The 19,144-nt window shown below is 66.0% G+C and carries 21 protein-coding genes and 1 pseudogene; 11 read left to right on the forward strand and 11 right to left on the reverse strand.

Annotated features, from left to right (window positions below):
* Positions 1–3 precede the first annotated feature (3 nt).
* Positions 4–390: a hypothetical protein gene (locus tag BIU94_RS15845; RefSeq protein ID WP_139196429.1), complete on the forward strand. Its 387-nt coding sequence runs from the start codon at positions 4–6 to the stop codon at positions 388–390.
* Positions 391–466: 76 nt separating this feature from the next.
* On the opposite strand, the gene BIU94_RS15850 is transcribed toward BIU94_RS15845, so the two are convergent.
* Positions 467–1,243 (reverse strand): alpha/beta fold hydrolase, encoded by a 777-nt coding sequence (locus BIU94_RS15850; protein WP_071262837.1) that lies wholly within the window; start codon positions 1,241–1,243, stop codon positions 467–469.
* Between the two features lie 51 nt (positions 1,244–1,294).
* Here BIU94_RS15850 and BIU94_RS15855 point away from each other — a divergent pair, with 51 nt between their 5' ends.
* From BIU94_RS15855 to BIU94_RS15875, 6 genes and pseudogenes are all read left to right on the forward strand, one after another.
* Positions 1,295–1,711, forward strand: a complete 417-nt coding sequence (locus tag BIU94_RS15855; protein WP_071262840.1) for a MarR family winged helix-turn-helix transcriptional regulator — start codon at positions 1,295–1,297, stop codon at positions 1,709–1,711.
* 325 nt (positions 1,712–2,036) lie between these two features.
* Positions 2,037–2,624, forward strand: a complete 588-nt coding sequence (locus BIU94_RS15860; protein ID WP_071262842.1) for a TetR/AcrR family transcriptional regulator — start codon at positions 2,037–2,039, stop codon at positions 2,622–2,624.
* 70 nt (positions 2,625–2,694) lie between these two features.
* Positions 2,695–4,101 (forward strand): amidase, encoded by a 1,407-nt coding sequence (locus BIU94_RS15865; protein ID WP_071262845.1) that lies wholly within the window; start codon positions 2,695–2,697, stop codon positions 4,099–4,101.
* Positions 4,102–4,496: 395 nt separating this feature from the next.
* Positions 4,497–4,778 (forward strand): annotated as a pseudogene (locus BIU94_RS18290) (NAD(P)H-binding protein); the annotation flags it as partial.
* A gap of 46 nt (positions 4,779–4,824) precedes the next feature.
* Positions 4,825–5,151, forward strand: coding sequence for an NAD(P)H-binding protein (locus BIU94_RS18295; protein ID WP_368086432.1), 327 nt, complete (start codon positions 4,825–4,827; stop codon positions 5,149–5,151).
* Positions 5,152–5,209: 58 nt separating this feature from the next.
* On the forward strand, positions 5,210–6,067 hold the full coding sequence (locus BIU94_RS15875; protein WP_083404910.1) for an SDR family oxidoreductase: 858 nt from the start codon (positions 5,210–5,212) through the stop codon (positions 6,065–6,067).
* 117 nt (positions 6,068–6,184) lie between these two features.
* Here the strand turns inward: BIU94_RS15875 and BIU94_RS15880 are convergent, their stop codons facing one another.
* Positions 6,185–6,943, reverse strand: a complete 759-nt coding sequence (locus BIU94_RS15880; protein ID WP_071262849.1) for an SDR family NAD(P)-dependent oxidoreductase — start codon at positions 6,941–6,943, stop codon at positions 6,185–6,187.
* A gap of 73 nt (positions 6,944–7,016) precedes the next feature.
* Here BIU94_RS15880 and BIU94_RS15885 point away from each other — a divergent pair, with 73 nt between their 5' ends.
* The gene (locus BIU94_RS15885; RefSeq protein ID WP_071262863.1) at positions 7,017–7,460 is read left to right on the forward strand and encodes a MarR family winged helix-turn-helix transcriptional regulator; all 444 of its coding nucleotides are present in this window, start codon (positions 7,017–7,019) and stop codon (positions 7,458–7,460) included.
* Between the two features lie 19 nt (positions 7,461–7,479).
* Here the strand turns inward: BIU94_RS15885 and BIU94_RS15890 are convergent, their stop codons facing one another.
* Together BIU94_RS15890 and BIU94_RS15895 are read right to left on the reverse strand one after the other, a co-directional pair.
* The gene (locus BIU94_RS15890) at positions 7,480–7,944 is read right to left on the reverse strand and encodes a response regulator transcription factor (RefSeq protein ID WP_071262866.1); all 465 of its coding nucleotides are present in this window, start codon (positions 7,942–7,944) and stop codon (positions 7,480–7,482) included.
* A gap of 245 nt (positions 7,945–8,189) precedes the next feature.
* The gene (locus tag BIU94_RS15895) at positions 8,190–9,074 is read right to left on the reverse strand and encodes an alpha/beta fold hydrolase (protein ID WP_071262868.1); all 885 of its coding nucleotides are present in this window, start codon (positions 9,072–9,074) and stop codon (positions 8,190–8,192) included.
* A gap of 219 nt (positions 9,075–9,293) precedes the next feature.
* On the opposite strand from BIU94_RS15895, the gene BIU94_RS15900 reads away from it, so the two are divergent.
* Together BIU94_RS15900 and BIU94_RS15905 are read left to right on the forward strand one after the other, a co-directional pair.
* Entirely contained in the window at positions 9,294–10,511 is a 1,218-nt protein-coding gene (locus tag BIU94_RS15900) for a CynX/NimT family MFS transporter (protein WP_071262870.1), read from the forward strand.
* Positions 10,512–10,719: 208 nt separating this feature from the next.
* Entirely contained in the window at positions 10,720–11,160 is a 441-nt protein-coding gene (locus BIU94_RS15905) for a cytidine deaminase (protein ID WP_071262873.1), read from the forward strand.
* Positions 11,161–11,228: 68 nt separating this feature from the next.
* On the opposite strand, the gene BIU94_RS15910 is transcribed toward BIU94_RS15905, so the two are convergent.
* Positions 11,229–11,627 carry a nuclear transport factor 2 family protein gene (locus BIU94_RS15910; protein ID WP_071262875.1) on the reverse strand — a complete coding sequence of 133 codons (399 nt, stop codon included), beginning with the start codon at positions 11,625–11,627 and terminating at the stop codon, positions 11,229–11,231.
* 6 nt (positions 11,628–11,633) lie between these two features.
* Complete coding sequence (locus tag BIU94_RS15915; RefSeq protein WP_083404916.1) at positions 11,634–12,872, reverse strand: FAD-dependent monooxygenase; 1,239 nt, start codon at positions 12,870–12,872, stop codon at positions 11,634–11,636.
* Positions 12,873–12,955: 83 nt separating this feature from the next.
* On the opposite strand from BIU94_RS15915, the gene BIU94_RS15920 reads away from it, so the two are divergent.
* Entirely contained in the window at positions 12,956–13,561 is a 606-nt protein-coding gene (locus tag BIU94_RS15920; protein ID WP_083404911.1) for a TetR/AcrR family transcriptional regulator, read from the forward strand.
* 385 nt (positions 13,562–13,946) lie between these two features.
* Here BIU94_RS15920 and BIU94_RS15925 read toward each other — a convergent pair whose 3' ends face one another.
* The 5 genes from BIU94_RS15925 to nrdH all read right to left on the reverse strand — a co-directional run bounded on the left by BIU94_RS15925 (position 13,947) and on the right by nrdH (position 18,795).
* The gene (locus tag BIU94_RS15925; protein ID WP_139196430.1) at positions 13,947–14,603 is read right to left on the reverse strand and encodes a hypothetical protein; all 657 of its coding nucleotides are present in this window, start codon (positions 14,601–14,603) and stop codon (positions 13,947–13,949) included.
* A gap of 240 nt (positions 14,604–14,843) precedes the next feature.
* Positions 14,844–15,845 (reverse strand): class 1b ribonucleoside-diphosphate reductase subunit beta, encoded by a 1,002-nt coding sequence (gene nrdF / locus BIU94_RS15930; RefSeq protein WP_071262881.1) that lies wholly within the window; start codon positions 15,843–15,845, stop codon positions 14,844–14,846.
* A gap of 94 nt (positions 15,846–15,939) precedes the next feature.
* Positions 15,940–18,045 carry a class 1b ribonucleoside-diphosphate reductase subunit alpha gene (gene nrdE / locus BIU94_RS15935; RefSeq protein ID WP_139196019.1) on the reverse strand — a complete coding sequence of 702 codons (2,106 nt, stop codon included), beginning with the start codon at positions 18,043–18,045 and terminating at the stop codon, positions 15,940–15,942.
* Positions 18,046–18,062: 17 nt separating this feature from the next.
* On the reverse strand, positions 18,063–18,479 hold the full coding sequence (nrdI, locus tag BIU94_RS15940; RefSeq protein WP_071263051.1) for a class Ib ribonucleoside-diphosphate reductase assembly flavoprotein NrdI: 417 nt from the start codon (positions 18,477–18,479) through the stop codon (positions 18,063–18,065).
* An 82-nt stretch (positions 18,480–18,561) separates the two neighbouring features.
* Positions 18,562–18,795, reverse strand: a complete 234-nt coding sequence (gene nrdH, locus BIU94_RS15945) for a glutaredoxin-like protein NrdH (RefSeq protein WP_071262886.1) — start codon at positions 18,793–18,795, stop codon at positions 18,562–18,564.
* Positions 18,796–19,144 lie beyond the last annotated feature (349 nt).

A 19,144-nucleotide genomic window follows, 5' to 3' on the forward strand; every position in this document is an offset into this window, starting at 1 on the left:
TCGGTGACTTCTTTCCTTAACGTCCTCGTGGACGTGGACGTCGACGCCAACGGCATCGTCGCCACGTTCGACCTCGGCGACGCCTTCCCCGCCGAGCCCGTCGCCAATCGGTTCACCTACGGCATCGCGCTCGTGGACGAAAGCGGCGCACTCGTCAAGCACTTCGCCGTCCGGTTCTCGCCCACGCAGACCGCCGCATTCATCTTCGACTTCGCCAGCGCCACGCAGGCCAACTACGACGCAAGCCACGTCGACGACGCCGGCACCTCGGTCGTCGTCCGGTTCCCGGACTCCTCGCTCGGCACCGACGCCGTCAAGAGCGTCACCGGAATCGGGACGGTCAACGGCGAGAACGTCTCGGCCGATATTCCCGTGCAGCTCCTGCAGTAGGAGCCTGCCTGTTGGCGCAGAACGGCCAGCGGAGCGCAGGTCGACCGGGGCGCAGCGGCGCGTGCTCGCCTCCCGTCTAACGGCGTCCGAGGAACGCGTCGAGGAGCACCCAGGTAGCGTCCGGGTTCTCCAGATGCGGCAGATGCCCGGCTTCGGAGACGATGGCGAAATCCGCGGAGGGGATTGCCGCGGCGACAGCGCGCCCATAGGCGGGCGTGACGACCCGGTCGCTGTCTCCGAAGAGGACCAGCGTCGGGACGGCGATCGCGTGGAGCTTGCCGATGAGGTCGGGGTCGCTCATCGAACGGCCCGCGAGTACGGCCATGGTCTGCCCGTTGGATTGCTGCATGGCCCGCTGCTCATCCGTGAATGCAGCCGGGTCCATGTAGCCGCGGTCGGGGTCGTGCCAGGCGGCCTCGGCGAGCTGGCGAGGGCTGAGGGAGAAGAAGTCGGCGATCGGCTCACCGTCGACGACGGCGCCGACTCCGTCGACGTTCACGATGGCGCCGATGACGCCTGAGTAGCGCTCGTCGGCTGCGGCCTGCACGGCCATCTCGAGAGCGATCCACCCGCCGAGCGAGGAGCCCACGATGAGGACGTCCTTCCCGCCGTCTGCGTGCAGTCGGTCAAGGTACGCGGCGGCAAGAGCGGGGACAGAGTCGATGTCTTCGGGGCGGCTTGTGCCGTTCCACCCGGGGTGGGTCGGGGCGAGCACGTGGAAGGACGGCGCCAAGTGCGCCACGATCGGCGCGACAGTCTGCGGGCCGCCGCCGCCGTGCAGAACGAGCGCGATGGGTGCATCGAGGTTGCCCGTCTCGGTGACGACGAGGTCGGCGGGAAGCGAGGGGATCAAAAGGACTCCTAAATCAACATGTTTATCTACGTCTGTTGATACCGTAGCACCATGGCTGTCGACTTAGAAGCGCTCGGGCTTGCCGTGAAGCAGGCCCAGTACCGCAACCACCGAGCTGCCGAACAGGCGTTGAAGGATCAGATCGGGGTGACTCTCGTCCAGTGGGACGCGCTGCGTGCAATTGATCGCCTGCCGCACACCTCTGGTCACGACCTCGCCGTCGCCACCTTCCAGAGCGATCAAGCCTTCGGCACCCTCGCCAACCGCCTCGTCAGCCGCGGTCTCATCGCGCGAACCGCCGGGCGGGGCCGTCGCCTCGAACACTCTCTGACCGACACAGGGAGGGCGTCACTCGAGGCAGGCAAGCGCATCACCCGAGACGTACTCGCTGACCAGTTCTCGCGCCTCGACGACACGCAACAGCAGGAGCTCGGCGATCTGCTCGCGACCCTGCTCGCCGGGGAGTGAGACCAGAAGCCCCGAAGGATCGTTTATCGAGATGCAGCCGTACGTTCTGGTGATGACCCTCCGCGGCCTTCTCGACTACACCGGCATCACGCGACTGAAGGGCGAGCGCAACTGGTCACAGCGGCTGCTTGACCGAAGACGTGACCGCTCGAGACGGCAAGCAGGAAGAGTGGCGGGAGGGTTCAACCGCTCCTGCCGTCGTGCAGCAGACCGACGAGCAGCGGTCCCAGCGCACCCAGCGAGTCGGTAACCCCTTGATCGGCGGATGGCGCCTAAATTTTACGAATCTGTAGACGACCGGTCTAATGGCGTGTATGGTGATCTCATGCCCACCACGGAGATCGACACCCGGCAGCACATCCTCGACACCGCCCAGCGACTGATGGCCCGCAAGGGCTACACCGCGGTTGGCCTCACTGAGGTGCTGTCGGAAGCCGGTGTCCCGAAGGGGTCGTTCTACTACTACTTCTCGTCGAAGGAGCACTTCGGCGAGGAGCTGATGAAGCACTACTTCGCCGACTACCTCGCCACGATGGATCACATCGCCGGCGACACCAGCAAGACCGGTGCTGAACAGCTCGAGGAGTACTGGCAGCGGTTCGCTGACCTGCAGTCCTTCGACGACTGCCAGGGCAAATGCCTCGTCGTGAAGTTGGCCACGGAAGTGTCCGACCTCTCCGAGCCGATGCGGCTCCAGCTGGTCGACGGCACCGCCGGGATCATCGAGCACCTCGAGCGGATGATCACGACCGGGCAGAAAGACGGCTCCGTCGCGGCGGATGACCAAGCTCGGACCCTCGCGTACGAGCTGTATGACGCCTGGCTCGGCGCCAGCACCATGGCGAAGATTCAGCGCACCCCCGATTCTCTCAAGCGCGCCCTCGCCCTCACGAAGCTGCGCCTCCACATCTGACCCACGGGGCTCCGGCCCCATTTTCTTTCACCCTTGCTAGACGACCGGTCTACTAACAAAGGAGCACATCATGGCTGACGACATCATTTACCTCGACGCGACCGATCTGGCCGCCCGGATCAAGTCGGGCGAACTGACCTCGGTGCAGGTCGTCCAGGCGTACCTGGATCGCATCAAGGCGGTCGACCCGAAGATCAACGCCATCGTCACCCTCAACGACAACGCCCTCGCCGAGGCGAAGGCCGCCGACGACGCTCTCGCTGCCGGCGAGGAGGTCGGGCCGCTGCACGGTGTGCCGTTCACCGTGAAGGACTCGATCGACACCGACGGCATCCTCACCCAGCGCGGTTCGCCCATCTTCAAGGGCCGCACGCCCGACGCCGACGCCGTGGCTGTCGCCCGTATGAAGGCGGCCGGTGGCATCGTGCTCGCGAAGACCAACCTGCCGGAGTTCTCGTACTCGACCGAGAGCGTCAACCTGCTCTCCGGCCGGACGAACAACCCGTACAACCTCGACCGCACTTCCGGCGGGTCCAGCGGTGGTGAGTCCGCAGCGATCGCGGCCGGCCTCAGCCCGATCGGTCTCGGCACGGACCTTGCGATCTCGGTCCGTGGCCCGGCGTCCCACACCGGGATCTCGTCGATCAAGCCCACCCACGGCCGCATCCCGATGACCGGCGTCTGGCCGCGGGTGCCCCGTCGTGACTGGCACGTCGGCCCGATGGCCCGGACGATCCGCGACCTCGAGCTCGGCTACAGCATCATGCGCGGCCCCGACGGTCACGACGGTTTCGCGATCACGCCGAACACGGTCGACACCGGTAAGGCCGATGCCGCACCTGAGCAGCTCCGCGTGGCATGGTTCACCGACTCCGGTCTTGGCCCGGTCGACCCCGAGGTCGCGAACACCGTCCGCCAGGCCGCGGAAGCGCTCAAGGGTGCCGGTGTGCAGGTCGAGGAGATCGACATCCCGACCCTGCACCACGACAACCCACTGGCACTGTTCAATAAGCAGCACGTCATGGAGCTCAAGCCCGCGATGGCCGAGGCCACGAAGGGTCACGAGGACCTGCGGTTCACGATGTCGAAGACCATGCTCGCCACCCCCGACACCTCCGTCGAAGACTACGTCGCCGCCGAGCAGGGCTTCGAACGCATCCGCGACGCCTACGCCGAGGTCTTCACCAAGTACGACGCCGTCCTGCTCCCGGTCCTGCCGATCCCGGCGCACGAGCACGACAAGACCGAGTTCGTCATCGACGGACAGACCGTCGACGCCACCCACATCCAGACCTTCACCGTGCAGTTCAACATCACCGGGATGCCCGCGCTCTCGATGCGGTTCGGCACCAGCTCCGACGGCCTGCCGATCGGCGTCCAGATCGCTGGCCCCTGGCACGCCGAGACCACCGTGTTCAACGTCGCAAAGGTCCTCGAGTCCGTCAGCCCCGTCCGCGACGCCCACCCCAACATCTGACACCCCTCACCGCCTCACGACCAGCAGAAAGCACGCGAACATCATGACCACCACACAACCCATCCCCACCACCGCCCCGCGCCACATACGCAGCGTCGGAAGCTACGTCGGTGTCACGACCACCGACCGGGTCATCGGCAGCTTCGTCGACGTCGAGCTGCCCACCCGAACCCTGCGCCAGCAAGCCGCCGCTTTCGTCCGCTCGCTCCGTGAACCGACCCCCCACGTCGGGACGCGTCACCGGACACGGCATCGTCCGCTAACACCTCCCGTCCTACGGCGGCGGCGACCAGATGGTCGCCGCCGCCCGGAACGCCATCCGTGACCTCGGCAAACTGCCGCCGGGCCTCCCAGCCCCGCACCCAAAGCGACACCAGCACGACGGGAACACCACCATGCACGTCTTTATCATCGGGATCACCGGCGGCGTCGGCTCGCTGCTCGCGGCCACGCTCACCGACCGAGGCGACACCGTCGCCGGCCTGGTCCGCACACCCGAACAAGCCCAGCAGCTCACAGAGCAGGGCATCACCGCCATTCTCGGTGACCTCACCCAGCTCACCCCCGCAGCCCTGGCCGCACACATCGGCTCCGCGGACGCCCTCGTCTTCACCGCCGGCGCCGGCGGTAGCAAACAAGCCACCACCGCCATCGACGGAAAAGGCGTGAACACCGCCATCGCCGCCGCAGACCTCCTCCCCACCCGCCCCCGGGTTCGGGCTGATATCCGTCTTCCCCGAGGCATGGCGCGAACGGAACCTCGGCGAGGACTTCGACCACTACATCGACGTCAAAAAGCGCGCAGACATCGCCCTGACCCGCAGCGACCTGAACGACGTCATCCTTCGCCCGTCCGCCCTCCAAGACGACCCCGGCAGAGGCACCGTCGCCCTCGGCCCGGCGGAGATCCACGACGTCATCACCCGGCACGACGTCGCAGCGACGCTCGCCGCGCTCCTGCACGAACCCCGCATCACCCGGCAGATCCTTGAAGTCACCGCCGAAGACACACCGATCCCCGACGCCATCCACGCCATCACCACCATCTGAGGCTGCAGCCACGCACACCACGCACCGGCTCCGGCCGCACAAACAGGAGAGTAGAAGCATGACCATGCAGACCGTGTTGATCACCGGAGCCGGAACAGGCTTCGGCCACGAGGCCGCGATGCGGCTCGCCGAGAAGGGCTTCACCGTCATCGCCACCGTCGAGGTCTACGCCCAGGTGCAGACCCTCAAGCGCGAGGCCGCCGACCGCGGAGTGAAACTCCGGGTCGAGAAGCTCGACGTCACCAACGAGGGCGACCGGCGAAAGGCTCTCGACTGGAACGTCGAGATCCTGGTCAACAACGCAGGCATCGGCGAAGGCGGCGCCACCGTCGACGTTCCCGCCGAGAACATCCGGCACCAGTTCGAGGTCAACGTCACCGGACCGCTCCTACTCACCCAGGGCATCGCGAAGCAGATGGTCGCCCGCGGCGAAGGCCGCATCGTGTGGGTGTCCTCTCGGGAGGGCCTGAACGTCAACCCGTTCACCGGCATCTACTCCGCCTCCAAGCACGCCGTCGAAGCGATCGCAGAGACCATGGCCGACGAGCTGCAGGAGTTCGGCGTCGAGGTCGCGACCGTGAACCCCGGCCCGTTCCTCACCGGCTTCAACGACCGGATGTTCCAGACCTGGGAAAGCTGGCAGGACGACCCGGCCACGCGACTGTACGACTACTCGAAGCTCGCGTTCCCGCGCGCACAGTTCGACCCCGAGCCCGTCTACGCCACCCTCACCGCGGTCGCCGCGGGCGAGGTGACCACGTTCCGGAACCTCGAGCCGAAGTCGATGACCGAGGAGACGAAGAAGCTCCAGCTCGCGCCCTGGGAGCGCACGACCAAGGACGGGGCGGGGAAGCGGCACCAGGCAGTGCAGAACTCCTACGACATGGACCCTGAAACGCCCGTCGACGAGAACTGACACCGCAACCCGTCGATTCCACCGAATTGCAGAGGAAGGGCCCGCCGCATCGCGGCGGGCCCTTCTTCCCGGTGCGGCACCCATTGGTGGTGCACCTGCCGCCGCGCGAGTGACGGGTCAGGCAGACGCGTCGGATGCGGCCTGCAGCGACACCACGAGCGTGTGGGCGTCATCCGACGAACCGATCTCGTGGATGCTGCTCGGCACCGTCGACGTCGACAGCAGGACGGCGACGTCGCCGACTTCCCCGCTGGTCACCCACGCGGGGTCCCCCTCGACGAAACGAGTGCTGACGGGCCCGAGGACCAAAGCGTGGATGCGCGCGGCGGGGTTCTCGGCGGCGAGGACTCGCTGCATCATCAAGATCGCGGCCTGCTCCATGCTCACCAGGCCGCTCCCTGGAACGGGGAACCCGGCCGACTGGCCGACCACGACCGAGTACGAACCAGCGCCGCTCATCCTCGGGACAAGACCTCGAACCAACGCCATGTGCGTCGTCGCGAGCTCCACGAAGGCCGACTGCCAGTCGGCCTCGCCGATCTCCGTGAGTGTCCGGCCCTGCCACCATCCGCCGACCGGTGCAACGACGTCGTCGATTCCTCCCAGGCGGCGGGTCATCTCTGCCCCGAGTTCATCGGCTCCGGTGAACGTCGTGTAGTCGTGCGTCGGCAGGTGCAAGAGTGGCGACTGGCCGAATTCCCCGAGCTCGTCGCGGAGCTGTGACCCGCGCGCATCCGACCGGGTGGGCACCACGACATCAGCACCTGCTTCCAGGAACTTCCGGACCACGCCGGCGCCGACGCCGCCCGTCCCGCCCGGTACGAGGACACGTCGACCCGTGAGGCGCCGCGCTGAGGTGTTGCTGGTGATTGTCATGAGGACTCCAATTCGTTGGTCGTACCAACGGTAGCGCTTAATCGTTGGTCGGACCAACTGTTAGGCTCAGGGGATGACCCACGCAGCGCCTCAGGCCCTTCGCTCCCTGGTCAGTTGGCAGGCGGGGCGGGTTGCCGTCCTCGGTACCCGGCTGACTGGGCAGCGCATGCCGCTGGAGGCCCGATCGGACTTCGCCGTGCTCGCGAGCCTGTCCGAGTACGGCCCGCTCAGTCAGGCAGAGGTCGGCCGACTGCTCGGGCTCGACCGCAACAATGTCAACGGGATCGTTGCACGGCTTGCGGAGAGCGGCTTCCTGCACCGGTCGACGGACCCGTCCGACCGGCGACGCAACATCCTCGTCATCAGCAGCTCCGGCTCCTCCTACCTGGCCGACCTCGAACGACGGGCCGACGCAGTGCAACAGGATCTGCTCATCGGGCTGAGTGCCGACGAGCAGTCGTCGCTGGTGTCGCTTCTCGGGAAGGTCCTGGACGGTCACGCCCCGCAACCTGCGTAGGGCAGCGCGATCATCGGCCTCAGCCAGCCAGGTACTGCAGGACAGCGAGGACACGGCGGTGGCTGGATGGCGAGGTCACGAGGTTCAGCTTCATGAAAATCGCCGTGACGTGCTTCTCCACCGTCCCGACCGACAGGAACAGCGCACTGGCGATCGAGGCGTTCGACTGTCCCTCCGCCATCAGACGGAGGACATCTGTTTCTCGCACGGACAATTCAGCAAGCTCCGGGCGTGACCGCTCAGGGGAGCGAACGAGAGCACCAGCCACTTCGGGGTCGAGGACCACATTCCCGGCGGCGACCTGCTGCAGCGAGTCGATGAACGATCGGATCTCGGCGACCCGGTCCTTGAGGAGGTAACCGACTCCGCTCGTGGCGACGTCGAGAAGTACTCGCGCCCACTGCACCTCGGCGTACTGGGAGAACAGCAGCACGCCCACGTGTGGATGGAGCGTTTTGATCTGGACTGCGGTGCGGACAGCCATGCAAAAGGCGCGTGGCGATCGGGAGCCCGACGACGGTTGCCGCGGCAATGAGCCCTCCGATCGACACGGTCAGGAACCACGCCAATCCGGCGGCGGCGACCGGGACGAGAGCCACGTGAAACGCGAACTCTCGCCACGTCGCCGCCCGGAACAGGGCACGTCCGACCTTGGGCCGGGCGTGGTCCGTCTGCTGCGTCGCTGTGGGGTTCATAGGGGAAGGTGAGTGAGCCTTATTGCGAGGGCGTTCAGTGCCCATCCTTCACCATGCGGGTGATCTCGTCGGCGATGAGACCCGGCCGGTCGTGGGGGATGTCGTGGCTGCTGTGAGCGGCGGTGACGAGACGGCGGTCCGGGCCGGCGGCCGCGAAAGCGGACGCCGCTTTCCGCCACAGAGCCGCGTCTGAGGCGGTGTCGAACGGGGTCGTGGCTGAGACGATCACCGTCGCAGGGATCGACTTGGGCCACGCCAGCTTGTGGTAAGCGGCGTGATCGGGTCCGTAGTTCTCGGCGAGGGCAATGAGCTGCTTCGTCGCCTGCGTCTGGGTGGGCTGCGCTTTCGCTGCCGCGACAACGGGCGCGTTGGCGGCGACGACGCGAGCCGTTTCGGTGGGTGTGTAGAACTGCGGCAGGCTCGCATCGACGAGGACTGCTCCCGTGATGTCCTTCGGGTGCTGCTGGACGAGGTTCACCGCCACCTCGCCCGCTTCGGAGTGTGACACCAGGACTGCGTCGCCTGCTGCACCGAGCTTGGTGAGGCCGACGTGGAGGTCCGAGGCGGCCTCCGTCACGGAGAACGCTCCGGGCACCGCTTCGCTCCTGCCCATGCCGGACCGGTCGTAGGTGATGATCTCGGCACCGGTGCGCTTCGAGAGGATCGGGACGAGGTTGTTCCAGTAACTCGAGTCATTGCCGCCGCCGGCGTCGAGAACGATCGCTGGAAGCGTGCCGGTGGTCACGTGGAACGCGAGCTGGTGGCCGTCATTCTTGACCATGTGCAGCCCTGCCGACGTGGTGTGGGCGCTTGGGGTGGAGTTGGAACTGGGAGCGGCACTGCATGCGGACAGTGCGCCACCGATGAGGGCGACCGCTGTAAGGGCGGTGAGGGTTCGACGGGAGCGGTGGAGGTTCATGCGTTGTCTTCCTACTAGGCACGCTCTGTGTCGGCGAGCTGTGCGTTATCTACCCAGCCTCACGGGAAGGGACATGGTGCACGATGGTGCTGTCCCGCGTCCGGTGGTGGGCAGCCCCGCCGTTTCGAGGGGGTTATCCCCCAGTGACGGACTAACCGTCCCGCCACCGCTCGACAACGTCGATCGAGGTACTCGTCAGCGCGAGCCTAGGATTGCGAGGTGCCTGATGACCGCCGCCTGCCGCTGTGGGCAGGGCGTACGGCCGCATTCCTGGGCATCGTGCTCGTCGCGTTCTCGCTGAGGCAGGCGGTTGCCGCGATCTCTCCGATCCTGAGCGACGTCCGCGTGGACATCCCACTCTCCAACCTCGACGTCGGCTGGCTCGGGACACTGCCACCACTCCTGTTCGCTGCCTCGGGCTTTATCGCACCCCATGTCGCACGCAGGCTCGGGCTCGACGGAGGAACCGGACTCGCGCTGCTGCTCATCACCGCTGGGCACCTCATCCGCGCGGCGGCTCCGGGCGTCGGGATGCTCCTCATCGGGAGCGTCGTGGCGTTCGCCGGTACGGGCATTGGCAACGTGCTGCTGCCTTCCATCGTCCGGCGGTACTTCCCCGATCGGGTGGCCCTGTTGACCGCGGTGTACGCCTGCGTCGTCGGGGTGAGCACCGCAGTGCCTGCCGCCCTCGCGGCGCCCGTCGCCCAGTACGCCGGGTGGCGGTTCTCCCTCGGCATCTGGTCGATCACCCCGATCGCCGCGCTTGTTCCGTGGCTCGTCGTCGCCGTCAGGGAGCGTCGCCGACCGGCGTCGGATGCCGGCACCATCGCGCCGTCGACTGCTGTTGTCAGCGGTCTGTGGCGATCACGTGTGGCGCTGTCGATCACGCTCGCGTTCTCGACCAGCACGATCCTCACCTACGCCAGCTTCGCGTGGCTGCCCGAAATCCTCAGCGACGTCGCCGGCACGACACCGACGGAGGGTGGGGTGCTGCTCGCCGTCACCGGTCTCGTGAGTGTCCCTGGTGCACTCCTCGCGCCGCTCCTCGTCGGACGGCTCCGGAACGTCGGCTGGGTGATCGCCGCCGGCATCGTCAGCTTCGCGCTCGGCTACCTCGGCCTCCTCCTCGCGCCCGCACCGCTGACGCTGCTCTGGATACTGCTCATCGGGGCGGGATCGATCCTCTTCCCGGTCTGCCTGGTGCTGATCAACGGGCGCACGCGAACTCCCGCCGGGACCGTCGCGCTGAGCGGCTTCGCACAGGGGATCGCCTACGCGGTGGGTGCGCTCGGACCGTTGCTCGTCGGGCTGCTGCACGACGTCACCGGCGGATGGACGCTCCCGCTGCTCTTCCTGCTCGTCGTTGCGCTCGTGACGACCATCCCGGCCGTCACGTTGGCACGACCAGCGTTCGTCGAGGACGAGCTCGCTCGGTAGCGCTGCACGCGCGGTGAGGGGTTGGGCCATGTCGGCGTCCAGGTCACTCGGCACAAAACCACCGTGACGGCTGTTCCGCTGCACCGTTTCGGCGCCTGTGTCCAGCAAGCGGCACACCACCGACGAACCGCCTCCCGAACAAACGATTGTTCCTGGCGAGCCTGGTGGCGATCCCCTTCCGGAACGCCTCGCGCCCTAGTGTCAAAGCATGTTCGGTGCCCTCCCACCCTCTGCCGCCGACCTCACAGACGAGGACCACGCCCTCGTCGAGGCAGCTCGTTCGACCATTGATGCCGTCACCGATGCGGGCCCTGATGAGGACGGTGTGCACACCATGGGTGCGGCTGTTCGCGCCACAGACGGGCGGATCTTCACCGGTGTGAACGTCTACCACTTCACGGGCGGACCCTGTGCCGAACTCGTGGCGCTCGGAGCAGCCCGCGCCAGCGGTGTCACCGAACTGACGCACGTAGTCGCCGTGGGTAATCACGGCCGGGGCGTCAAGAACCCGTGTGGGCGCGACCGCCAAATACTCGCGGACTACCACCCGCACATGCGCGTCATCCTGCCCGGACCTGACGGCCTCGTCAGCGTGACAGCGAGCGACCTGCTGCCGCTTGCCTTCGATCACAGCGCCGAACAGGTCTGACGAAGCGTCCGTAGGGGATCCGTTACCGGCCGTGCGTCGTGTCGGGCTAATGCCTTCGCGTGATGTGGTCACGCTGATGTGAAGGGGCCGCCGTATTCGCGCAGGTTGCGGATGCGCCCGGCCCGGACGGTGATGACCGCGATGTACCGGCGGCGGAGTCGCCCGTCGCGGTCCGCGCGTCGGAGAACTGCTTCGTACTCGCAGACTACGACGGCAGGGTCGTGCGTCGAGAGCACGGTGCGGAAGGTGACCTCGTCGAACCAGAGGAAGCCGTCAAGGCCCACTGCCATCGCTTCGATTGCGGGTCGTCCGACGATTGGCTGCTGATTGCCGACTCCGTCGAAGGGGACGTCGATCACCGCGTCCTCGGTGAAGAGCTCCGGGAAGGAGGTGATGCCCGGGGCGATGCGGTCACCGAGGGTGGTGACGAACGCGGCGACCGCGGCAGCGAAGTGCGGAGTGTCCATGAGGAGTCAGGCCAGCCTTTCGTTCGTGGTCCCGCCACTGACCGTGGTCATCGCGGGGAGGGTGAGCTGCTCATCGTCCTTCTTGCCGGCGTGGAGGCGTTGCACGAGCGTCTGAAGGATTGTCGCGGTGACGAGCCGGTCCGCGATTCCACGGGCGGTCAGGCCGAGCCGTGTCCGGGGGTAGGCGAACCGGACGAGGGCCTTCGGGGTGCGGCCGACTCGATCGGCCAGAGGACGCATCCACTGCTCGTAGGCGGCGAGGGCGTGGGTCGGGTCCATGCTGTCGTCGTCCGAGAGTGCGGCGGCGAGGGCGTAGCCGCCGATGAGGGCGAGGGACGCTCCGCCGCCGCCCATCAGGGTCACGCACCAGGCGGCGTCACCGACGAGGACGACTCGCCCCTGGTGCCACTGGTCGACCCGGATCTGGGTGAGCTGGTCGAAGTAGAGGTCGTCCGCCTGTTCGAAGGCGTCGAGGACACGAGGGGCTGCCCACCCGACGTCGGCGTAGCGCTCCCGCACTCGGGCGAGCGCTTCGGAGCGGTCGACGCCGAGGAGGTCCTCGCCCGGGGCGTAGGCGAGGATGGCGCGGGTGGTGCCGTGGTTGTCCGGGCGCAGGTGGACGGACCGGCCGCCGACGGCGTTGTACCAACGCCACGTCTGGTCGTCCGAAGCCGTCCGCGGGATCGTCCCGACCGCCATCGTGATGTCGAGGTCTCGACGGTGGATCGAGTCCGCCGGGAACAGGCGATCACGGGTCCTCGACCGTGCCCCCTCCGCGACGATGAGGAGGTCGGCGTCGAGGTGGCGCCCCGCGCTCGTGCCGACGGTCACTCCGCCGTCGTGGTGTTCCACGTCGACGACCGTCTCGCCGTAGATCATCGTGACGTCCGGGACGGCGTCGAGGATGATCCTCGCCAGGTCCCCACGGAGCACCTCCAGTTCGGCAGTGGCGCCCTCCGGACCGTCGGAGGGCAGGGTCGCTCGCACCGTCCCGTCGGCGTTCACCACGACGGTTCCTGTCTCGGTGGTGTTCGCCGATTGCACGGCTTCGAAGAGCCCCATCCGCTCCAGGACGTCGCGTGCCAGGCCTCGTATGTCGACGTTCTGCCCGCCGTCTCGGAACTGCGGGGCCCGCTCGAGGATCGTGACCTCCCACCCGGTCCGCCGCAACCAGAACGCGGTCGACAAGCCGGCGATACTCGCCCCGGTCACCACCGCGTGCCGCTGACCCGTTTGCTGTGCCATGTCGTGCTCCCTCGTCATCGCCGCTCACCCAAACCGAATGGTCGTGCTTTTTGCGAGGCTAGCAGATCACGTAGGCTCTTTGCATGCCTCGTCTCAGGGAAGCCACTCGGTTGGAGCGTCGTCGTCGGATCGCGGCGGCCGCGATGGAGTGCTTCGCGGTCAACGGCATCGGCGGGACGTCAATGGCGGACATCATCCGCACGTCCGGGCTGTCGTCCGGTGCGATCTACTCGCACTTCGACAGCAAAGCCGAGCTGCTTCGCTACGTGATGTCGACGATGCTCGAAGGCAGGTTCACCGCGGTGGCCGCGGAACCGGACGGCCCTGCCTCGATCGTCACCCCGGATGCGCTCCTCACCCGCTTGCTCGCCGGCCCGTCCGCGGACCGTGCGCAGACGAGCGTCCTGGTGCAGGTGTGGGGCGAGATGGCCAGGGACCGGGACCTCGCACGCATCGCTGAGGAGAACCTCGAGCACCTCCGGGAACTGCTCACCACGACGCTGGAACCCTGGTCTGAGCAGCAAGACGACGCCGAACGGGCAGGGGACGTCGCGGCGCATACAACGGACTGGCTCATCGCTGTCACCTTCGGCTACGCAACGGTGACCGCTCTCCAGTCAGGTGAAGCTACGGGAGCCTTCCAAGACAATCTGCTGCGAGCCGCGCGCTCGATGGGTACTGCGGGATAGAGCGCGGGATAGTCGTCCCCTGCGCTCGCTGGAGTCCAGTAAGCCGGGCACCTCAGGTCGCCCTAACCAGGGTGTCTCAGTAGCCGATCCGGAGGCTGACGTCAGGCGTGAAGCGCTGGCCTCAGCGCGGAACATCGCTCCGGGGATGGTGCCGAGACACTGATTCACAACTGCCCCTTTCGCTTCAGTACCGTCCGAGCGTGAACACCACAGCGCACTGTCCGTCAACTTGGTGGCGGTACCGGTGTCAGCGCGAGCGAAACCACGACGGCCTGCACGGATTCGAGACTGACGACACTGCAGCACGCTGGAACGATGTCGCGGCTGAGATCGGCCTCGGACGCCACAGGTCTGTCGGTCCTGACGGTGTCCGATAGGCGATCGGCTAACGGTCGGCGGTGAACGGCGACCAGGCGAGCGATGGAAAGGCCGATCGAAGTTGACTGATTGATGCGTCCGAGCCTGTCGCATAGGGGAACGGTTCGTACCTAGCGAACCCGGCGTCGACCATGTCGTGTTGCGACAGCCGCACCGCTGACTCGTCGAACGGACCGGCCGTGAACATCACGTGTTCGCTACCGACCCGCCGAAACAGGGCGACCACTCTCTCGAAAGTCACGGAGTAGAGCCGCTTGTGCCGGTCGCGGTCTGACACGACCCAGATCATTGCTGGCTCAGCGTCCGACTCGGGGTAGAAGTCAAACACGAATGAATGAATGAAGATCGTGACTAGCTCTCTCACCGTCAGCTGAGTCTGCTGCTTTGAGGCCATGTCGTAGTGCTCCCAGAAAGACCACCTGTCGTAGATCTTGGGTACCCGTCCGGTGAGCGGGTGCACGCCGCAAGAGATACGCTCCGCGGGCAGGTTCGAGGACGTCTTCGCTGCTTCGACCAGACGCCGGATCGCGAACATCCCGTTCAACAGGTCGCGCTCGACAAGGAACGACGTCCGTTCAACCCATCGAGTCGAGTTCGCACGCTTCTCGAGTGCCGTCGCGGCCTTCCAGAGATGCTCACGCCACGGCACGGAGTCTGAAATCATGCGCGCAGTCTCTCAGGCGGCGGGCCATGTGAAGCGCTGCTAGGGGTGTCCACTAGCCGGTCCTCGACCGCACACCTCCGCGTTCAACGCCCGCACCGAACACCGCCCGTCTCACATGACGCGTCCGATGCGAATCTCGATGAGCGTCCGCTATCCGGACGCCTCCGCGTCACCAAGAGAACGAGAACGCCCCGCCGGCCGAGGCCAGCGGGGCGTCTCCTCAAATGAGTCAGACCAGGATCAGAAGTCCCAGTCCTCGTCCTCGGTCTTCTCCGCCTTGCCGATGACGTACGACGAGCCGGACCCCGAGAAGAAGTCGTGGTTCTCGTCGGCGTTCGGCGACAGCGCCGACAGGATCGCCGGGTTCACATCCGTCGTCTCCTTGGGGAACATCGGCTCGTAGCCCAGGTTCATCAGCGCCTTGTTGGCGTTGTAGTGCAGGAACTTTTTGACGTCCTCGGTCAGCCCGACGCCGTCGTAGAGGTCCTGCGTGTACTGCACCTCGTTCTCGTAGAGCTCGAACAGCAGGTTGAACGTGTAGTCCTTGATCTCCTGCTTGCGCTCTTCCGAGGCGCCCTCGAGGCCCTTCTGGAACTTGTACCCGATGTAGTACCCGTGGACGGCTTCGTCGCGGATGATCAAGCGGATCAGGTCGGCGGTGTTGGTGAGCTTCGCGCGCGAGGACCAGTACATCGGCAGGTAGAAGCCGGAGTAGAACAGGAACGACTCGAGCAGCGTCGAGGCGACCTTGCGCTTCAGGGGGTCGTCACCGGTGTAGTAGTCGAGGACGATCTGGGCCTTCTTCTGCAGGTTCACGTTCTCGGTGGACCAGCGGAAGGCGTCGTCGATCTCGGGCGTCGAGGCCAGCGTCGAGAAGATCGACGAGTAGCTCTTCGCGTGCACCGACTCCATGAACGCGATGTTCGTGTAGACGGCTTCTTCGTGCGGGGTGATCGCGTCGGGGATCAGGCTGATCGCGCCGACGGTGCCCTGGATGGTGTCGAGCAGCGTCAGGCCGGTGAAGACCCGCATGGTGAGCTGCTGCTCCGCCGGCGTCAGTGTGTTCCACGACTGCACGTCGTTCGACAGCGGCACCTTCTCGGGCAGCCAGAAGTTGTTGACCAGCCGGTTCCAGACCTCGACGTCCTTGTCGTCCTCGATGCGGTTCCAGTTGATGGCACTGACCGCACTGATCAGCGGGATGGACTTGCCCGTGGCGTGGACCGGGTCGGTGAGGGTCATGGGATTGTCTTCCGGATTCGGGATGGTGATCTGATGACGGACTGGAGGCGCGGGGCGGGGCCCGCCCCGCGCCTCCAGGAAGAGAGCAGCAGCTCTACAGCATGCAGCTGACGCAGCCCTCGACCTCGGTGCCCTCGAGGGCGAGCTGGCGCAGACGGATGTAGTAGATCGTCTTGATGCCCTTGCGCCATGCGTAGATCTGCGCCTTGTTGATGTCGCGCGTGGTGGCGGTGTCCTTGAAGAACAGCGTCAGGGACAGGCCCTGGTCCACGTGCTGCGTCGCCGCGGCGTACGTGTCGATGATCTTCTCGGCACCGATCTCGTACGCGTCCTGGTAGTAGTCCAGGTTGTCGTTCGTCATGAACGGCGCCGGGTAGTAGACGCGGCCGAGCTTGCCTTCCTTGCGGATCTCGATCTTCGACGCGATCGGGTGGATCGACGACGTCGAGTGGTTGATGTACGAGATCGAACCGGTCGGCGGGACGGCCTGCAGGTTCTGGTTGTAGATGCCGTGCTCCTGGATGGACGCCTTCAGCGCCTTCCAGTCGTCCTGCGTCGGGATCGTGATGTTCGCGTTGTCGAACAGCGATGCCACGCGGGGGGTCGCCGGCGTCCACGCCTGGTCGGTGTACTTGTCGAAGAACTCCCCCGACGCGTACTTCGAGTCGCGGAAGCCGTCGAAGGTCTCGCCGGTCTCGATCGCGATCTTGTTCGACGCGCGCAGGGCGTGGAACAGCACCGTGTAGAAGTAGATGTTCGTGAAGTCGATGCCCTCTTCGGAGCCGTAGTACACGCGCTCACGAGCCAGGTAGCCGTGCAGGTTCATCTGGCCGAGGCCGATGGCGTGCGACTTGTCGTTGCCGTCCTCGACGGAACGCACCGAGGTGATGTGCGACATCTGCGAGACCGAGGTCAGGCCGCGGATGGCCGTCTCGATGGTCTTGCCGAAGTCCGGCGAGTCCATCGTCAGCGCGATGTTCAGCGAGCCGAGGTTGCAGGAGATGTCCTTGCCGATCTCCTTGTAGGACAGGTCCTCGTTGAAGGTCGTCGGGGTGTTGACCTGCAGGATCTCCGAGCACAGGTTGGACATGTTGATCCGACCCTTGATCGGGTTGGCCTTGTTCACCGTGTCCTCGAACACGATGTACGGGTAGCCCGACTCGAACTGGATCTCGGCGATGGTCGTGAAGAAGTCACGCGCCTTGATCTTCGTCTTCTTGATGCGCGAGTCGTCGACCATCGCACGGTAGTTCTCGCTGATCGGGACGTCGCCGAAGGGGACGCCGTAGACCTTCTCGACGTCGTACGGCGAGAACAGGTACATGTCCTCGTTGTTCTTCGCGAGCTCGAACGTGATGTCCGGCACGACGACGCCGAGGGACAGCGTCTTGATGCGGATCTTCTCGTCGGCGTTCTCGCGCTTGGTGTCGAGGAACTTCATGATGTCCGGGTGGTGGGCGCTGAGGTACACCGCGCCGGCACCCTGACGCGCACCGAGCTGGTTCGCGTACGAGAAGGAGTCTTCCAGCAGCTTCATCACGGGGATGATGCCCGAGGACTGGTTCTCGATCTGCTTGATCGGGGCGCCGGCCTCGCGGATGTTGGAGAGCAGCAGGGCCACGCCGCCGCCGCGCTTCGAGAGCTGCAGCGACGAGTTGATCCCGCGCGAGATCGACTCCATGTTGTCCTCGATGCGGAGGAGGAAGCACGAGACGAGCTCGCCGCGCTGGGCCTTCGCCGTGTTGAGGAACGTGGGGGTCGCGGGCTGGAAGCGGCCGGCGACGATCTCTTCGACCAGGTCGATGGCAAGCTGCTCGTTGCCCTGGGCCAGGCCGAGGGCGGTCATGACGACGCGGTCCTCGAAGCGCTCCAGGTACCGCTTGCCGTCGAACGTCTTGAGCGTGTAGCTCGTGTAGTACTTGAACGCGCCGAGGAACGTCTGGAACCGGAACTTCTTCGAGTACGCCAGGTCGTTGAGCTGCTGGATGAAGTCCAGCGAGTACATGTCGATCGTGGCTTTTTCGTAGTACTCGTTCTCGACCAGGTAGTCGAGCCGCTCCTTCAGGTTGTGGAAGAAGACGGTGTTCTGGTTGACGTGCTGCAGGAAGAACTGCTTGGCGGCCTCACGATCCTTGTCGAACTGGATGTTCCCGTCCGCGTCGTAGAGGTTGAGCATCGCGTTGAGGGAGTGGTAGTCCATCCCCGTCTGCGGCGACGTCAGATCGACGTCTGCAACTGCTGCGTCCAAAATGCATCCAATCCTGAGTTGACCGCCGACACGTCGTCAGGGGTCCCGAAGAGTTCGAATCGATAGAGAAGGGGGACGTTGCACTTCCGTGCGACGACGTCCCCTGCCAGGCCGTACGCCTCGCCGAAGTTCGTGTTGCCGCCGACGACCACGCCGCGGATGAGCGAGCGGTTGTGGGCGTCGTTGAGGAACTTGATGACCTGCTTGGGGACCGCGCCCTCGCCGTTGCCGCCACCGTAGGTGGGCAGGACCAGGACGTAGGGCTCGTCGACGTGCAGGAACGGTTCGCTCGGGTAGAGGGGGATCCGGTCCGCGTCACGGCCGAGCTTCTCGACGAAGCGTGCGGTGTAGCCGGACACGCTCGAGAAGTAGACGAGGCGACTCATGTGCACTCCCAGGTGGGGGATGCGGACAGCAGATCAGGGGGTCGGTGCTCCCGGCCGCGACGGGCCGGGAGCACCGGGGCGATCAGCCCAGTTCGGCGCTGAGCGTCGCGATCTTGTCGGGGCGGAAGCCCGACCAGTGGTCGTCGTCCGTGACGACGACGGGGGCCTGCATGTAGCCGAGGCTCTTGACGTGCTCGAGGGCGGCCTCGTCGGTGGAGACGTCGTGCACCTCGTACTGGATGCCCTTGTTGTCGAGCGCGCGGTACGTCGCGGTGCACTGGACGCAGGACGGCTTGGTGTACACGGTGACTGCCATGGTCTCCCCTGATTTCTACTGGTCTTCGAAGGCGCTTCGCGCCGGTGGGCGCTGCGTGCTGTGAGGTGGTGCTGATGCCTGTTCGCAGACGTGTCCGGGAAGGGGCCGCTGCGATGGCTCCACACTACATCTAGTGGCTGGCCGGGTGAACGACCACAAGAGGAAGTGTTACAGCCGTGTAGTTCTCCACAACGCTCTCCACACGCTGTGGATTCCTGCGAGGCCCGTCGTTCCGCCAGTCTCCGCCCGACCACCGACACTTCCCCACACCCGTGGACAGCCTCGATCCACATGTGTGGAATCAGCGTGTCGGCGTGTCGCGGCAGACCCCCTCCCCAGGACGGGGGAC

The sequence above is a fragment of the Curtobacterium sp. MMLR14_006 genome (genome assembly GCF_001864985.1).
In the GTDB taxonomy this organism is placed as follows: Bacteria; Actinomycetota; Actinomycetes; order Actinomycetales; family Microbacteriaceae; genus Curtobacterium.

Bases quoted from the DNA above. Each gene is read 5' to 3' on its own strand.
- BIU94_RS15855 (WP_071262840.1), top strand. From the start codon at position 1,295: ATGGCTGTCGACTTAGAAGCGCTCGGGCTTGCCGTGAAGCAGGCCCAG.
- BIU94_RS15865 (WP_071262845.1), top strand. From the start codon at position 2,695: ATGGCTGACGACATCATTTACCTCGACGCGACCGATCTGGCCGCCCGG.
- BIU94_RS15875 (WP_083404910.1), top strand. From the start codon at position 5,210: ATGACCATGCAGACCGTGTTGATCACCGGAGCCGGAACAGGCTTCGGC.
- BIU94_RS15880 (WP_071262849.1), bottom strand. From the start codon at position 6,943: ATGACAATCACCAGCAACACCTCAGCGCGGCGCCTCACGGGTCGACGT.
- nrdH (WP_071262886.1), bottom strand. From the start codon at position 18,795: ATGGCAGTCACCGTGTACACCAAGCCGTCCTGCGTCCAGTGCACCGCG.
- BIU94_RS15895 (WP_071262868.1), bottom strand. From the start codon at position 9,074: ATGAACCTCCACCGCTCCCGTCGAACCCTCACCGCCCTTACAGCGGTC.
- BIU94_RS15860 (WP_071262842.1), top strand. From the start codon at position 2,037: ATGCCCACCACGGAGATCGACACCCGGCAGCACATCCTCGACACCGCC.
- BIU94_RS15925 (WP_139196430.1), bottom strand. From the start codon at position 14,603: ATGATTTCAGACTCCGTGCCGTGGCGTGAGCATCTCTGGAAGGCCGCG.
- nrdI (WP_071263051.1), bottom strand. From the start codon at position 18,479: ATGAGTCGCCTCGTCTACTTCTCGAGCGTGTCCGGCTACACCGCACGC.
- BIU94_RS15890 (WP_071262866.1), bottom strand. From the start codon at position 7,944: ATGGCTGTCCGCACCGCAGTCCAGATCAAAACGCTCCATCCACACGTG.
- nrdE (WP_139196019.1), bottom strand. From the start codon at position 18,045: ATGGACTACCACTCCCTCAACGCGATGCTCAACCTCTACGACGCGGAC.
- BIU94_RS15920 (WP_083404911.1), top strand. From the start codon at position 12,956: ATGCCTCGTCTCAGGGAAGCCACTCGGTTGGAGCGTCGTCGTCGGATC.
- BIU94_RS15910 (WP_071262875.1), bottom strand. From the start codon at position 11,627: ATGGACACTCCGCACTTCGCTGCCGCGGTCGCCGCGTTCGTCACCACC.
- BIU94_RS15885 (WP_071262863.1), top strand. From the start codon at position 7,017: ATGACCCACGCAGCGCCTCAGGCCCTTCGCTCCCTGGTCAGTTGGCAG.
- BIU94_RS15905 (WP_071262873.1), top strand. From the start codon at position 10,720: ATGTTCGGTGCCCTCCCACCCTCTGCCGCCGACCTCACAGACGAGGAC.
- BIU94_RS15915 (WP_083404916.1), bottom strand. From the start codon at position 12,872: ATGGCACAGCAAACGGGTCAGCGGCACGCGGTGGTGACCGGGGCGAGT.
- nrdF (WP_071262881.1), bottom strand. From the start codon at position 15,845: ATGACCCTCACCGACCCGGTCCACGCCACGGGCAAGTCCATCCCGCTG.